The 14,299-nt window shown below is 44.4% G+C and carries 20 protein-coding genes and 1 rRNA gene; 1 reads left to right on the top strand and 20 read right to left on the bottom strand.

Annotation, left to right across the window (positions count from 1 at the left end; genetic code table 11):
- Positions 1–350: ribosomal RNA gene (locus tag ACXAGP_RS03265) — 16S ribosomal RNA — on the bottom strand; the annotation flags it as partial.
- A gap of 501 nt (positions 351–851) precedes the next feature.
- Between ACXAGP_RS03265 and ACXAGP_RS03270 the strand changes: the two genes are divergently transcribed.
- On the top strand, positions 852–1,616 hold the full coding sequence (locus ACXAGP_RS03270) for a hypothetical protein (protein WP_475259512.1): 765 nt from the start codon (positions 852–854) through the stop codon (positions 1,614–1,616).
- A 54-nt stretch (positions 1,617–1,670) separates the two neighbouring features.
- Here the strand turns inward: ACXAGP_RS03270 and rplQ are convergent, their stop codons facing one another.
- From rplQ to ACXAGP_RS03365, 19 genes are all read right to left on the bottom strand, one after another.
- A complete protein-coding gene (gene rplQ, locus ACXAGP_RS03275) occupies positions 1,671–2,072 on the bottom strand; it encodes a 50S ribosomal protein L17 (protein ID WP_338291055.1) in 402 nt (133 codons plus the stop codon).
- Between the two features lie 37 nt (positions 2,073–2,109).
- Positions 2,110–3,099 carry a DNA-directed RNA polymerase subunit alpha gene (locus ACXAGP_RS03280; protein ID WP_475259514.1) on the bottom strand — a complete coding sequence of 330 codons (990 nt, stop codon included), beginning with the start codon at positions 3,097–3,099 and terminating at the stop codon, positions 2,110–2,112.
- Positions 3,100–3,124: 25 nt separating this feature from the next.
- The gene (rpsD, locus tag ACXAGP_RS03285) at positions 3,125–3,745 is read right to left on the bottom strand and encodes a 30S ribosomal protein S4 (RefSeq protein WP_229531427.1); all 621 of its coding nucleotides are present in this window, start codon (positions 3,743–3,745) and stop codon (positions 3,125–3,127) included.
- Between the two features lie 24 nt (positions 3,746–3,769).
- Entirely contained in the window at positions 3,770–4,159 is a 390-nt protein-coding gene (rpsK, locus tag ACXAGP_RS03290; RefSeq protein ID WP_229531426.1) for a 30S ribosomal protein S11, read from the bottom strand.
- Between the two features lie 15 nt (positions 4,160–4,174).
- On the bottom strand, positions 4,175–4,531 hold the full coding sequence (gene rpsM / locus ACXAGP_RS03295; RefSeq protein WP_338291053.1) for a 30S ribosomal protein S13: 357 nt from the start codon (positions 4,529–4,531) through the stop codon (positions 4,175–4,177).
- Between the two features lie 98 nt (positions 4,532–4,629).
- A complete protein-coding gene (gene rpmJ / locus ACXAGP_RS03300) occupies positions 4,630–4,743 on the bottom strand; it encodes a 50S ribosomal protein L36 (protein ID WP_338291052.1) in 114 nt (37 codons plus the stop codon).
- Between the two features lie 21 nt (positions 4,744–4,764).
- Positions 4,765–6,081, bottom strand: a complete 1,317-nt coding sequence (gene secY, locus ACXAGP_RS03305) for a preprotein translocase subunit SecY (protein WP_338291051.1) — start codon at positions 6,079–6,081, stop codon at positions 4,765–4,767.
- 5 nt (positions 6,082–6,086) lie between these two features.
- Positions 6,087–6,521, bottom strand: coding sequence for a 50S ribosomal protein L15 (gene rplO, locus ACXAGP_RS03310; protein WP_475259516.1), 435 nt, complete (start codon positions 6,519–6,521; stop codon positions 6,087–6,089).
- 3 nt (positions 6,522–6,524) lie between these two features.
- Complete coding sequence (gene rpmD, locus ACXAGP_RS03315) at positions 6,525–6,704, bottom strand: 50S ribosomal protein L30 (RefSeq protein WP_229531421.1); 180 nt, start codon at positions 6,702–6,704, stop codon at positions 6,525–6,527.
- A 6-nt stretch (positions 6,705–6,710) separates the two neighbouring features.
- A complete protein-coding gene (rpsE, locus tag ACXAGP_RS03320) occupies positions 6,711–7,214 on the bottom strand; it encodes a 30S ribosomal protein S5 (RefSeq protein ID WP_229531420.1) in 504 nt (167 codons plus the stop codon).
- Between the two features lie 9 nt (positions 7,215–7,223).
- Positions 7,224–7,577, bottom strand: coding sequence for a 50S ribosomal protein L18 (gene rplR / locus ACXAGP_RS03325; RefSeq protein WP_338291048.1), 354 nt, complete (start codon positions 7,575–7,577; stop codon positions 7,224–7,226).
- 12 nt (positions 7,578–7,589) lie between these two features.
- A complete protein-coding gene (gene rplF, locus ACXAGP_RS03330; RefSeq protein WP_475259518.1) occupies positions 7,590–8,123 on the bottom strand; it encodes a 50S ribosomal protein L6 in 534 nt (177 codons plus the stop codon).
- Positions 8,124–8,137: 14 nt separating this feature from the next.
- On the bottom strand, positions 8,138–8,530 hold the full coding sequence (gene rpsH / locus ACXAGP_RS03335; RefSeq protein WP_229531417.1) for a 30S ribosomal protein S8: 393 nt from the start codon (positions 8,528–8,530) through the stop codon (positions 8,138–8,140).
- Positions 8,531–8,542: 12 nt separating this feature from the next.
- Positions 8,543–8,848, bottom strand: a complete 306-nt coding sequence (gene rpsN / locus ACXAGP_RS03340) for a 30S ribosomal protein S14 (protein ID WP_338291046.1) — start codon at positions 8,846–8,848, stop codon at positions 8,543–8,545.
- Between the two features lie 11 nt (positions 8,849–8,859).
- The gene (rplE, locus tag ACXAGP_RS03345) at positions 8,860–9,399 is read right to left on the bottom strand and encodes a 50S ribosomal protein L5 (protein ID WP_338291045.1); all 540 of its coding nucleotides are present in this window, start codon (positions 9,397–9,399) and stop codon (positions 8,860–8,862) included.
- Positions 9,400–9,415: 16 nt separating this feature from the next.
- Positions 9,416–9,730, bottom strand: a complete 315-nt coding sequence (gene rplX, locus ACXAGP_RS03350) for a 50S ribosomal protein L24 (RefSeq protein WP_338291044.1) — start codon at positions 9,728–9,730, stop codon at positions 9,416–9,418.
- 12 nt (positions 9,731–9,742) lie between these two features.
- On the bottom strand, positions 9,743–10,108 hold the full coding sequence (gene rplN, locus ACXAGP_RS03355) for a 50S ribosomal protein L14 (protein ID WP_338291042.1): 366 nt from the start codon (positions 10,106–10,108) through the stop codon (positions 9,743–9,745).
- Between the two features lie 539 nt (positions 10,109–10,647).
- Positions 10,648–12,402, bottom strand: coding sequence for an alpha-amylase family glycosyl hydrolase (locus tag ACXAGP_RS03360; RefSeq protein WP_475259520.1), 1,755 nt, complete (start codon positions 12,400–12,402; stop codon positions 10,648–10,650).
- 429 nt (positions 12,403–12,831) lie between these two features.
- Positions 12,832–14,190 carry a DUF4397 domain-containing protein gene (locus tag ACXAGP_RS03365; RefSeq protein ID WP_475259521.1) on the bottom strand — a complete coding sequence of 453 codons (1,359 nt, stop codon included), beginning with the start codon at positions 14,188–14,190 and terminating at the stop codon, positions 12,832–12,834.
- Positions 14,191–14,299 lie beyond the last annotated feature (109 nt).

Genomic DNA, 14,299 nt, shown 5'->3' on the forward strand with positions numbered 1-14,299 from the left:
CCACTGCTGCCTCCCGTAGGAGTCTGGGCCGTGTCTCAGTCCCAGTGTGGCTGATCTTCCTCTCAGAACAGCTAGAGATCGTCGCCTTGGTAAGCCGTTACCTCACCAACAAGCTAATCTCGCTTAGGTTCATCCCAGGGCGAGAGCCGAAGCCCCCTTTGGTCCGTAGACGTTATGCGGTATTAGCCATCGTTTCCAATGGTTGTCCCCCACCCAAGGGCAGATCCCTAAGTATTACTCACCCGTCCGCCACTCGTCAGCGATAGCAAGCTATCCTGTTACCGTTCGACTTGCATGTGTTAGGCCTGCCGCCAGCGTTCAATCTGAGCCATGATCAAACTCTTCAATTAAAATCGAAAATATAAATTTTTTGGGTCGACATCAAAATCAATCGATGCCCACACAGATTGTCTTATTGCTAATTGTTAAAGAACGTTTGCTTGAGTCTCTCCTCAAGCGGGATGCGCATTCTACACTTCCCTTTGTGACTGTCAACATTTTATTTGAATTTATTTTTTCAAGTAACTTGTTGGAGTCCGCTTAACTAAAGGCCTGTAGAGTTTTTACGCAATTCAGTTTTTGTGCCTTTAGAAGCTGCTTCTGAGTTGTCTCTTTACTAAGAAAGAACGTTTGCCCCTGAAGCGAGCGCGCATTCTACAGACATCATCTTCACCGTCAACACTTTATTGCAAATTAATTAGGTATTTATTTCAATTGCTGGGTTTTTAATCTGTTATTGATCTTATTGTTAACATACTGTTTAATTTGAACACTTTTTTTTACAATTTGAACTTTTAGCCGATACAACAGTCTTACATTGGCTAAAGGTTAAAATTAAAAGAGATCTTCAAATGAAACTCAGAATAATAAGTGCGTTATTAATATCCATGGCTGGAAGCACACACGCATTTGAAGGGAATACAAATGACTCTTTTTACGTAACGTCAGAATTTATACATAAACAAGTCCAACAAAACATGTCCGTGGGCCGCGCTGTAAAAAGTGTGGTTGAGCACTATCCTTTGCACGCTGCCAGAATCGTCGATACCACATTAGACTTATATCCTGAAAAATATAAAGACATCGTTTATGCAGCAGTATCAGCCGCTCCCTCTCAAACCAAAGAGATTGTAGAGGTAGCTATAGATAAAGGTGTTACCAGTTGCCCTAATATTGTTGAGATAGCAATCAATGCGGAGCCCAGTTATGTAGATTTTGTTGTACATGCTGCCGCGAATACCACACCTGATGAATTGAAGGATATAGTACGTGTTGCTGTCGTTACGGAACCAGACTCTGCAGATCGAATAGTGCAAACCTTGGTAGAAACTCATCCTAACGATGTGGTCGATATTGTTAAAACTGCTGTTGGTGCAGTACCTTTTGTTGGTGAATATATCGTTGATGCGCTATTGGCCGTTTTCCCCGCTAAAGCAGAAGATGTTGTTACGACTGCCTTACAAGAGTCTTCGAGCAAACAAGAATACGTACAAAAGATAATTGAATCTGCTCAAAATGCAGGCTTAAGCGAAAATACCTTAAAAGATTACGCACTTAAAGGTGGAGTAGATGAGGCTGAGTTAGCAGCAATTATGGAAAACTTAGAAAAACAGTAATCTGAACAGATTTTTGAGACTTAAAACAAAAAACCGGGCTTTCGCCCGGTTTTTTTATTCTGCTACAGCTTCTTCTGAAACTGCTTCAACTTCTGCTTCTGGTCTATCTACCAGTTCAACAAAAGCCATAGGTGCGTTATCACCAGTACGGAAGCCACACTTCAAAATACGAGTGTAACCACCTGGGCGCTCTGAAAAGCGAGGACCCAACTCATTGAATAACTTACCTACTACCTCTTTATCACGTGTACGAGCAAAAGCCAAACGACGGTTTGCAACGCTGTCTTGCTTAGCAAGAGTAATAAGAGGTTCAATTACGCGACGTAGCTCTTTAGCTTTTGGCAAAGTAGTTTTAATTACTTCGTGCTTAACTAGTGAGCTAGCCATGTTACGAAACATTGCCTGACGATGGCTGCTGTTTCGATTTAACTGACGACCACTCTTACGATGGCGCATAATATCACCCTTCTCTTTTAATCAGAAAGTTGCCTGATTAATCCTTCTCGACGATGCTTTCAGGCGGCCAATTTTCAAGGCGCATACCCAAAGACAATCCACGAGAGGCCAACACATCTTTAATTTCAGTCAGCGACTTCTTACCCAAGTTAGGGGTTTTCAGTAGCTCAACTTCGGTGCGTTGTACCAGGTCACCAATGTACTGAATTGCTTCTGCTTTCAAGCAGTTTGCAGAACGTACTGTCAATTCAAGATCATCAACTGGACGCAGAAGAATCGGATCAAACTCTGGTTTTTCTTCTTTTTCTTCTGGCTCAGTCATATCGCGCAGATCAACGAACGCTTCTAATTGCTCAGCTAAAATTGTAGCTGCGCGGCGAATCGCTTCTTCTGGGTCGATAGTACCGTTAGTTTCCATATCGATGATCAACTTGTCTAAGTCTGTGCGTTGTTCAACACGAGCAGACTCAACATTGTAGGCAATACGATCTACAGGACTGTAGGAAGCATCAACCAACAGACGACCAATTGGTCTATCATCATCTTCAGAGGAACGACGAGTAGAAGCAGGTACATAACCACGACCTGTTTCAACTTTGATGCGCATGCTGATTTCAGAATCACCAGTTAGTGTACAAACCAGGTGTTCTGGGTTAGCAATCTCTACATCTCCGTCATGCTGGATGTCTCCAGCAAGTACAGGACCTGCACCTGACTTCACTAACGTTAAAGTAGCTTCAGTTTTACCTTCAAGACGCACTGCCAAACCTTTCAGGTTTAACAGAATTTCAATTACGTCTTCCTGAACGCCTTCCTTAGTGCTGTATTCGTGTAACACGCCGTCAATTTCGACTTCGGTTACTGCACAACCAGGCATTGAAGATAAAAGTATTCTGCGTAAAGCATTACCCAGAGTATGACCGAAACCACGCTCCAGAGGCTCTAAAGTAACTTTAGCGCGCGTACCAGTAACGTTTTCGATTTCTACCAGTCTAGGTCTTAGGAATTCAGTTACAGAACCCGACATATATCCTCTCTTTAACTTTTAACCTTTACTTACTGTAAAGTTCGACGATAAGTTGTTCGTTGATTTCAGCAGACAAATCACTACGCTCAGGTACACGTTTAAAGGTACCTTCCATTGCTTTCGCATCTACTTCAATCCAAGTAGGCTTTTCACGCTGCTCAGATAACTCTAATGCAGCAGCAATACGCGCTTGCTTTTTCGCTTTTTCACGAACTGATACAACGTCTTCAGCAGATACATTGAATGAAGGAATGTTTACTACTTGTCCGTTAACCATAATAGCTTTATGGCTTACTAACTGACGAGCTTCAGCACGAGTGCTGGCAAAACCCATTCTGTATACAACGTTATCTAGACGCTGTTCTAATAGTTGTAGCAGGTTTTCACCTGTGTTGCCTTTACGGCGAGCCGCTTCACCGTAGTAATTACGGAATTGCTTCTCTAAAACGCCGTACATACGACGTACTTTTTGTTTCTCACGCAACTGAACACCGTAGTCTGATAAACGACCACGACGTGCACCGTGTTGACCAGGTGCAGTTTCAATATTACATTTTGAATCAATTGCACGAACACCGCTTTTCAGGAACAAATCTGTTCCTTCGCGACGGCTTAATTTGAGTTTAGGACCCAAGTATCTTGCCATGATATTTCTCCAACAATCCGTCGATTAAACGCGACGTTTTTTCGGTGGACGACAACCGTTGTGAGGAATAGGCGTCACATCTGTAATGTTTGTAATGCGGTAACCTGCCGCATTTAAAGCGCGGATCGCAGATTCACGACCTGGACCGGGACCTTTTACAAACACTTCAATGTTTTTCAAACCATATTCCTGAGCAGCAACGCCAGCTCTTTCTGCAGCTACCTGAGCAGCAAAAGGAGTAGATTTACGAGAACCACGGAAGCCTGAGCCTCCAGAAGTTGCCCATGAAAGAGCGTTACCTTGACGATCAGTGATAGTCACGATTGTGTTGTTGAACGACGCATGGATGTGCGCCATACCATCAGCAACTTGACGTTTTACGCGCTTACGAGCACGAGTTGGTGCTTTAGCCATAACTTACTCCCCCGCTTACTTCTTAATTGGCTTACGAGGACCTTTACGGGTACGCGCATTAGTTTTAGTGCGCTGACCACGTAAGGGCAAGCTACGACGGTGGCGTATGCCACGGAAGCAACCAAGGTCCATCAAACGTTTGATGTTCATTTGAACTTCACGGCGCAGGTCACCCTCAACAGAGAATTTAGCTACCTGATCACGTAATTTGTCCAAATCAGCTTCTGATAATTCTTTAATTTTTGTACTTTCCGGAATACCTGCTTCAGCACAAATCAGCTTTGCACGAGTCGCACCGATACCATAGATCGAGCGTAATGCAATTACAGTGTGCTTGTGTTCCGGAATGTTAATGCCAGCTATACGGGCCATTAACAGCACTCCTCTAAGTTAGTCGCCAGATAAAAAGCCCGTAAGGATACTTATCCGGCATAAAATTGCAAACTATTTCTGACTTTTGTCAGAAACGATTAACCTTGTCGTTGCTTATGCTTTGGCTCTTTACAAATCACACGCACAACACCGTTGCGCTTGATGACTTTGCAATTACGACAAATTCTCTTTACGGATGCACGAACTTTCATTTCATCACTCCGTTATGCCACTTAGCGGCCGTAGCCTTTTAAGTTGGCTTTTTTCAATACAGACTCATACTGATGAGACATCAAATGAGTTTGTACCTGCGCCATGAAATCCATGATTACCACTACGATAATAAGTAGTGACGTACCGCCGAAATAAAACTGCACATTCCAAGCGATCATCATGAACTCAGGCACTAAACAGATAAAGGTTATATAAAGAGCACCGGCCAGTGTCAGGCGAGTCATTACCTTATCAATGTACTTAGACGTTTGCTCACCAGGACGAATCCCTGGAACAAAAGCACCAGACTTTTTCAGATTATCTGCAGTTTCACGCGGGTTGAATACCAACGCCGTGTAGAAGAAGCAGAAGAAAATGATAGCCGCTGCATACAACATTACGTACAAAGGTTGACCTGGAGACAACATCAAAGAGATGTCTTGTAACCAAGTCATTGACTCGTTTTGTCCAAACCAGGTCGCAATAGTACCCGGGAACAAAATGATACTGGAAGCGAATATAGGTGGAATTACACCCGCCATATTCACTTTCAGCGGTAAGTGAGTGCTTTGTGCAGCAAATACCTTACGACCTTGTTGACGCTTCGCATAGTTAACAACAATACGACGTTGACCACGCTCTACGAAAACGACGAAGTAAGTCACTGCCATGACAATCACACCGATAAATAACAAGAACAACAGGTTCAAATCTCCGGTTCTGGCTTGTTCTGCGGTTTGACCTATAGCTGTCGGTAAACCTGCAACAATACCAGCGAAGATAAGAATTGAAATTCCGTTACCAATCCCTCTTTCGGTAATCTGCTCACCCAACCACATCAAGAACATGGTACCGGTGACCAGACTTACCACTGCCGTAAAGTAGAAACCAAATCCAGGATTTATTACCAAACCTGATACCAGGTTAGGTAAACCAGTCGCAATTCCTATCGCTTGAAAGATTGACAATACCAGCGTGAAATAACGCGTGTATTGGCTGATCTTACGACGACCTGCCTCGCCTTCTTTTTTCAGCTCCATCATTGGCGGATGGATTACTGTCATCAAGTTAATGATGATAGATGCTGAAATGTAAGGCATGATTCCCAGTGCAAAAACTGAAGCACGTTCCAAAGCACCACCGGAGAACATGTTGAACATCTCTACGATAGTGCCCTTTTGTTGCTCAAATAATTGAGCAAGAACGGCAGAATCAATGCCAGGAATAGGGATATAAGAGCCTAGTCTGAAAACGATGATTGCGCCCAATACGAACAGCAATCTCGCTTTAAGCTCGCTCAAACCACCTTTTGCTGAATCCAATCCTGGTTTCGCCATTTAGGTTATTCCTCTACTTTACCGCCAGCCGCTTCGATTGCTTCTCGAGCGCCTTTAGAAACCTTTAAGCCCTTAACAGTTACTGCGCGAGTAACTTCACCGCTCTTCATCACTTTAACGTGCTGCATGTCTTTCTTAACAAGACCAGCCGCTTTCAAAGTTTCCAAAGATACAGTGTCGCCTTCTACTTTAGCGATTTCAGTCAGTGTTACCTGGTCAGAAACCAGAGATACACGTGACGTGAAACCAAACTTAGGTAGACGACGCTGGATTGGCATTTGACCACCTTCGAAACCTGGCTTAACGCTGCCACCTGAACGAGACTTTTGTCCCTTGTGACCACGACCACCAGTTTTACCCAGGCCAGAACCAATACCGCGACCTACGCGCTTACCAGATTTTTTGGCTCCTGGAGCAGGAGCAATAGTGTTTAAGTACATTACTTACTCCCCTACCACTTCTACCATGTAGTAAACTTGGTTGATCATACCGCGTACAGCAGGTGTATCTTCCAATTCACGAACATGGCCAATTTTACGTAAACCTAAGCCTTTCAAAGTAGCTTTGTGCTTAGGTAAACGACCAATAGAGCTCTTAGTTTGTTTGACTTTAACTGTTGCCATTGTCAATTACCCCATAATCTCGTCAACAGACAAGCCACGCTTCGCAGCAACTTGCTCTGGTGAGTTCATGTCAGTCAACGCTTTGATCGTTGCACGAACTACGTTGATTGGGTTAGTTGAGCCATAGCACTTAGACAATACGTTTTGTACACCAGCTACTTCAAGAACTGCACGCATTGCACCACCAGCGATGATACCCGTACCTTCTGAAGCAGGCTGCATGTAAACTTTTGAGCCTGAGTGACGACCCTTGATTGGGTGTTGTAATGTGTGACCGTTAAGATCCACTGTTACCAGGTTGCGACGTGCTTTTTCCATTGCTTTTTGAATAGCAGCTGGAACTTCACGCGCTTTACCGTAACCAAAGCCAACGCGACCGTTACCATCTCCAACTACAGTCAATGCTGTGAAGCTGAAAATACGACCACCTTTAACAACCTTTGCTACGCGGTTAACAGCGATTAATTTCTCTAACAGCTCACCACTTTGTTGAGGTTCTACTCTAGACATAATCTACTCCTAGAACTGAAGGCCAGCTTCGCGAGCTGCTTCAGCCAGTGCTTTAACACGACCGTGGTACTGGAAGCCACTGCGATCGAAAGCTACTTCTTTAATACCTTTCTCAATTGCGCGTTCTGCAATTGCTTTACCTACTGCAGTTGCAGCGTCAGTATTACCAGTAGACTTCAGATCTTTACGCACATCTGCTTCAACTGTAGATGCAGCAGCTAAAACTTCTGATCCAGTTGGCGCAATCAATTGTGCATAAATGTGGCGAGGTGTACGGTGTATCACCAAACGGTGTACGCCAAGCTCACGCATCTTAAAACGTGCACGAGCGGCGCGACGTAAACGAGATGTTTTCTTATCCATCGTACCTACCCCTTACTTCTTCTTAGCTTCTTTACGAAGTACAGCTTCATCAGAATAACGAACACCTTTACCTTTGTAAGGCTCTGGCGGACGATATCCACGAATGTTTGCTGCAACCTGGCCAACTACCTGCTTGTCAGCGCCTTTAACGACGACTTCAGTCTGGCTAGGAGTTTCAACAGAAATACCCGCCGGCATTTCATATACAACAGGGTGAGAGAAACCCAGAGTCAGGTTCAGTTTGTTACCCTGTGCTTGCGCACGGTAACCAACACCGATTAGCTCTAACTTTCTTTCAAAACCAGTAGTTGCACCGATTACCATGTTGTTCAGTAGTGCACGAGCAGTACCTGCTTGCGCCCACGCATCTTCAAAGCCTTCACGAGGAAGGACCTTAGCTGCGTTATCTTCCTGAACGATTTCAACTGCGTCGTTGAATACACGAGTAAGCGTGCCGTTTTTACCTTTTACTGTAACTTCTTGACCGTTGATAGTGATCTCAACGCCCGATTGAAGTTCTACAGGTGCTTTTGCTACACGTGACATTGAATAATCCTCCGTTACGCTACGTAGCCGATGATCTCACCACCCATGCCAGCTTTACGCGCAGCACGGTCAGTCATCACACCTTTAGAGGTAGACACAATGGCAATACCCAATCCACCCAATACTTTAGGCAGCTCATCTTTTTTCTTATAGATGCGCAGACCAGGGCGGCTGGCGCGTTCGATAGTATCGATAACGCTCTTGCCTTCGAAGTATTTCAAAGTAACTTCTAAAGTCGGCTTAACGTCGCCTTCTTTACTGAAATCTTCAATGTAACCTTCTTGCTTTAATACATTTGCGATTGCAACACGAATCTTAGAACAAGGCATAACAACAGATACTTTACCTGCCATTTGACCGTTTCTAATACGTGTGAACATATCCGCGATAGGATCTTGCATACTCATATTTGCTACTCCTTACCAGCTGGCTTTTTTCAGACCAGGGACTTCACCGCGCATCGCTGCTTCACGCAGCTTGTTACGGCTCAGGCCAAATTTGCGTAGGAAACCATGAGGACGGCCAGTGATACGACAACGGTTTTGTTGACGTGAACGAGCAGAATCTCTTGGTAGTTGTTGTAGCTTAAGTACTGCGTCCCAACGCTCTTCATCAGATGAGTTAACATCGCTGATGATTGCTTTAAGTTCAGCACGCTTAGTTGCGTATTTGGCTACTAATTTTGCACGCTTTACTTCACGCGCTTTCATTGATTCTTTTGCCATAACCCTACACCTTATTTACGGAACGGGAAGTTAAAAGCAGATAACAGTGCTTTACCTTCTTCGTTTGTGTTAGCTGATGTGGTGATAACGATATCCATACCGCGCACTTTATCTACCTTATCGAAATCGATTTCAGGGAAGATAATTTGCTCCTTGATACCCATGCTGTAGTTACCACGGCCGTCGAACGACTTAGGGTTCAGGCCACGGAAGTCACGGATACGAGGAATTGCGATAGAGACTAAACGCTCAAAGAATTCCCACATACGATCGCCACGCAGAGTTACTTTGCAACCAATAGGGTAGCCTTCACGGATTTTAAAACCAGCAACAGACTTACGAGCTTTAGTAACTACAGGCTTCTGACCAGCAATAAGCTGCATGTCATTAGTTGCGTTTTCTAAAACCTTTTTGTCTGTTAAAGCTTCACCCAGACCCATGTTCAGGGTGATCTTTTCTATCCGAGGGACTTGCATGACGCTCTTGTAACCAAACTCTTTAGCGAGTTGAGGAACGACTGATTCTTTATAAAAATCATGCAGTTTCGCCATCGTATTCTCCAATTAATTAAATCTGTTCACCGTTTGATTTGAAGATACGGACTTTTTTGCCATCTTCAAAACGGAAACCTACACGATCTGCTTTACCCGTTTGAGGGTTAACGATCGCTACATTTGATACATGAATAGATGCTTCTTTTTCTACGATGCCACCAGGAACGTTCAACTGTGGGTTGGGTTTCTGATGTTTCTTAACCAAATTCACACCTTCGACGATTACGCGGTCTTTGCCAGTGATAACCTTAAGGACTTTGCCTTGCTTACCCTTGTCTTTACCTGCTAAAACGACGATTTCATCATCACGACGAATTTTACTTGCCATAATCGCGACTCCTTATAGTACCTCGGGTGCCAATGAGACGATCTTCATGTTATCTGCACGAAGCTCACGGGTCACAGGACCAAAGATACGCGTACCTATTGGCTGCTTGTTAGCATTTAACAAAACAGCTGCGTTGTTATCAAAACGGATAATTGAACCGTCTGGACGACGAACGCCTTTTCTAGTACGCACCACCACCGCATTCAAAACATCACCTTTTTTCACCTTACCGCGAGGAATTGCTTCCTTAACAGTAACTTTGATGATATCGCCAATGCCTGCATAACGGCGATGCGAGCCACCAAGGACCTTAATACACTGAACCCTGCGAGCGCCGGAATTGTCCGCCACATCCAGGTTAGTTTGCATTTGGATCATGTTAGTGCTCCGCTAATTTAAGGCTCTCCCGAGCCGTTATATCGTTGTAAAAAAACAGCTTTTGCCGCTCTTTTATACATACCCCCATAAAAAGGGCGCGCAATAGTAACAGAAAAGATTCTGTAACGACAGCTTAAATTCAAAAAAAGTTTAAAATATAGGCAAATTGATGTGATACCAATTCCAATAAGCATTTACACAGCTCAGTGGGAGTTGAAATGCATTTAGACAAGGCGGATGTTTGAAGGTCTAGTGGGGCTCGATAACTGCTCCTGCGTTATTCTAATCACCTACATCCATGTAGGGATAAATCAAAAACATCCAACACCGTATAAATGCATTTCAAACCCATCGAAGACGCGCCTCAGGAAAATTATTTCTTTGTTGTGCGAAGTTCATAAGACCCCCAGTATTCTTTCATTCGCACGCCTCGAACTAATATTCCTGAGACTGCGCTGAGTATGCAAATGTTTATCGGAATTGGTATGAGCACAAAAAAGCCAGTGGCGAACACTGGCTTTTTATGAGGTTCTAAGTTGTTAAAATATGACTGACTCGCCCGGTTTCAAGGTGTATTTATCACCCAATACCAACGTTGCGTCGTTTAGTTTATTTGTATGTTGTCCTTTTAACTCCACAGGTACGGAGAATTCCGAACTCTCTGCGCTTGCAAGATTCACCATAACTACGCGAGATTCTTCGCCGTTGAGACTCTGCACCAACCAGACGTTTTGATTATCTACCGGGTAGTAGCGGATCTCTCGTGGAAACTGTAATGCCATAGAGCCCTTGCGCACGGCTATTAGCTTCTTATAGTGGTTGAGCAGTGAATCAGGGTTTTCCGCCTGAACATCAACTGATGCTTTTCCTGAAGATCTCTGGCTTTGCCAATAGGGTCCCCACCATGGCTTGTGCTCTTTAACCCAAGGGAACCACTTACCTTGATCTAACCAAAACGCGCCCGTGTCGTTAAACCCTGCCGAGTCGGTATCCTCCCATTGCATAATGGCGCGACGATATTGATCATCACCCGTGGTATATTGCGACAGACCAATCTCCTCACCATAATATAGATAGAGTGTGCCCGGTGTAGTCATTAATAATGTGGCAGCTGCTTTCGCCTTGGTCCAGTCTTCACCCAAGGTGTGCATGATGCGATTTTGATCGTGGTTGGTCAAGAACGGTGAAAAGAAAGACATAGGCGCGTTGTCTTTACGACTTAGTAAGTTTTGCCATAACGCTTCGCGAGTATTGTCATCTTTTGATTCATCCACGGTACCAAAATCAGCGGTGCGTGTTCCGCCAGCATTCAGAATACCACTCACCACATAGCCAAAATCAAAATCAAAGGCTGAATGCATCCCCTCACCATTGTCATAATACTTACCAATGGTAGGCATGTCAGACCACGCCTCGGCCACCAGCATGGCATCGGGTTTAATTGACTCGACGTGTGCCGTGAACTGTGCCCAATAATCAATAGTGGCTTGGGTATCACCTTGGTCAGCATCATTCCAGTCTTCTGAAACATCTTCAATGGCGTAACGCACGGCATCGAGGCGGAAACCATCCACACCTTTTTCCAACCAGAAAGTCGCCATCTTATTCATCTCTTCCACTACTTTAGGGTTTTCAAGATTGACATCAGGTTGAGTGGAGGCAAAAGCGCCGTAATAATATTCCTGACGGGTTTCATTCCAGTGCCAAACGGCTTCGGAATCATCAACATCATCACTCCAGGCTTTACCCCAGTAAGTGGGCATTTCTTTGCGCCAGATAAAATAGTCTTCGTAACCGGGCTCGCGGGCAGCCGACTTTTTAAACCACTCGTGACCATCAGAGATGTGATTGATCACCAGATCCAGAATGATCTTGATATCTTTCTCGTGAGCTGCCGCCACAAACTCTTCAAAGTCCTCCATGGTGCCATAGTCAGACTCAACGTTATAAAAGTCTTGAAAGTCGTAACCGTGATAAGAGGGGGCCTCGAAAACCGGCGTTAGCCAGATACCATTAACTCCGAGATCTTGCAGATAGTCCAGTTTCGCAGTCATACCGTCAAAATCACCACTGCCATCACCGTCGGCATCGTAAAACGAGCGCGGCCAGATTTCGTAGAAAATGGCGTTTTCCCACCAGTTTGATGAGCTGCTTTGCAAAGTGATGTGTTTATAGGATTTTGTGGCTTCGGCAGCCTCAGGCAGAGCTGAGACCACTGTATCTTGCGGTGCTTTTGAACAGGCAGACAAGGCAAGTACAGATGCTATGACAGTGGATAAATAACGAGACTTCATGTGATGGTAACCTATCTACATTAACTAAGACTTGGTTATCAGTATAAGTATTAATGATTTTTCTGGTAGCAAAGTTGTAATGAAAACGTATGCATTAGGTTAATATACCCAAACCACCTCAAGATGCCTGCTTCAGAGCTATCACAGCGCTTTCAGTACAAGGCGCACTTGAGAAGGAATGTCGGCTACCTTTCAAACAAGTGCAACACAGTAATGGAAGTGCTGTGAAGCTCCCGAAGGGCGGGGCCTAAAAGCATTTATGCTGCGTTAAATTGGTTCGACGTGAGAACAACCATGCCTTCTCCAATTTGCCTTGCCTAAACCCTTTTATTCTCCCGCTGAAGTCGAGTATCTTGAGGTGGCTTGGGTATCAAGGGTAATAGAGAGTAACAGCCGGTGCACATGCACCGACTGCAGAGACTATTGTCATTACCAGGAGACATTCACTTGATAGCCACCGGTTTCCTGTTCCGGCTCAATAGTAATCAAATAAACAGCATCTTCATTAAAGCTGATAAGCTCAGAACGATAAAGTAAGGACTCTATTCCCAGGTTATCCTCATAAACCACCACGATAGAATAATAGTCATTGGGCACTGTGATAGTGCGACTGTCCGCATAGTCCAGGCCCGTCATAAAGTGGTCAGCTGAATCTTTGGTTTCATCGTCTCGCACAAAATAGATATCGAGATTACTAAATTCTGGTAACAAATTAGCCACTGCTACCTGATGCTCAAAATCTTGTGGTAAGTTGCTGTCATCCAGTGTTAAAGAAGTTAAGCCCACATCGGCATCCTCGAACATGACGATAGTTTTACTCTCCCCTTGGTTAAGCGTCATTAATCGGCCATCAAAACTGTAGTCCCCCTCAGAGGAAGCAGCACTGATTTGATAATCACCAAACTCGACTGAAGTATAAGCAGACAGTTCTCCGCCTTCTACAACCGTTGTAAACTGCTCGTCGGCATCATCAACGGTAACGGTTAATTCCACCGAATCCTGCATGGCACTATAAACCCGATACTGTGCCGTTGCTGCAATATCTTGTTCGGCACTGATGTTGGTAGAGTTGAGAATGATATCTACCACAATGTTATTCTCGTTGGCGCCGGAGGTTTTACGTACCGACAAAAGATAATCAGAGGCATAGCTGAAAACCAATTCCTGGCTTTCAAACACCATCTCTCCGCTATCGGGATCCACCAGAAAGATTTTGTAATCTTCCGTTGGCCAGGCAAAGTCATCATCATCGGGGGCCCAATAGCCCACCTTTTCAGGCTGCAAATAACTTAGATTGGCAATATAATTGGCATCCTCAAAAGGCACACCTGACTCCGCCATATACAGATCGTAGTTGCCCACATCTGAAGCCCCCATCATGGCGTATAAATAAAACTCGTCTTCTAATTCAGAACGCTGAAATGAAAACTCCACCACATCCGGAGTTTCGAATTCGCCCCCCAACAACATTATGGTTTTGTAACTACTATCTAGCTGCATCTCTGACTCAGTGATGCTGTATTCCTGACCATCGGAATCATACCAGGAAAGACCAATGTCATAACTATCGGCATCGTAACTATAGAGTGCCGTCACATCTCCGTAGGAACTGGAGCTGATGGAAGTATCATCCACCATTAAGTGAACTTCCGGACTATCAGGCGAAACATTGTAAAACTGGATATACGCATTCGGGTATGAATCGGAGGCAGAATCTGAGCTGCTACCACACCCCGACAATAAAGTGGTGGCCGCAAAAGATATTAATATAGAGTCTCGTAGGTTCAATTTAACATGTCCTTAAAAGCAAATAATAAACAGAATAGGAGCACAGACTCGCGTTAAGTCGTTTTAGTTCTGGCCTTTACATTAACTTTGCATTCATTACATAGCGTTG

This window comes from Planctobacterium sp. AWM4_229, from assembly GCF_056160305.1.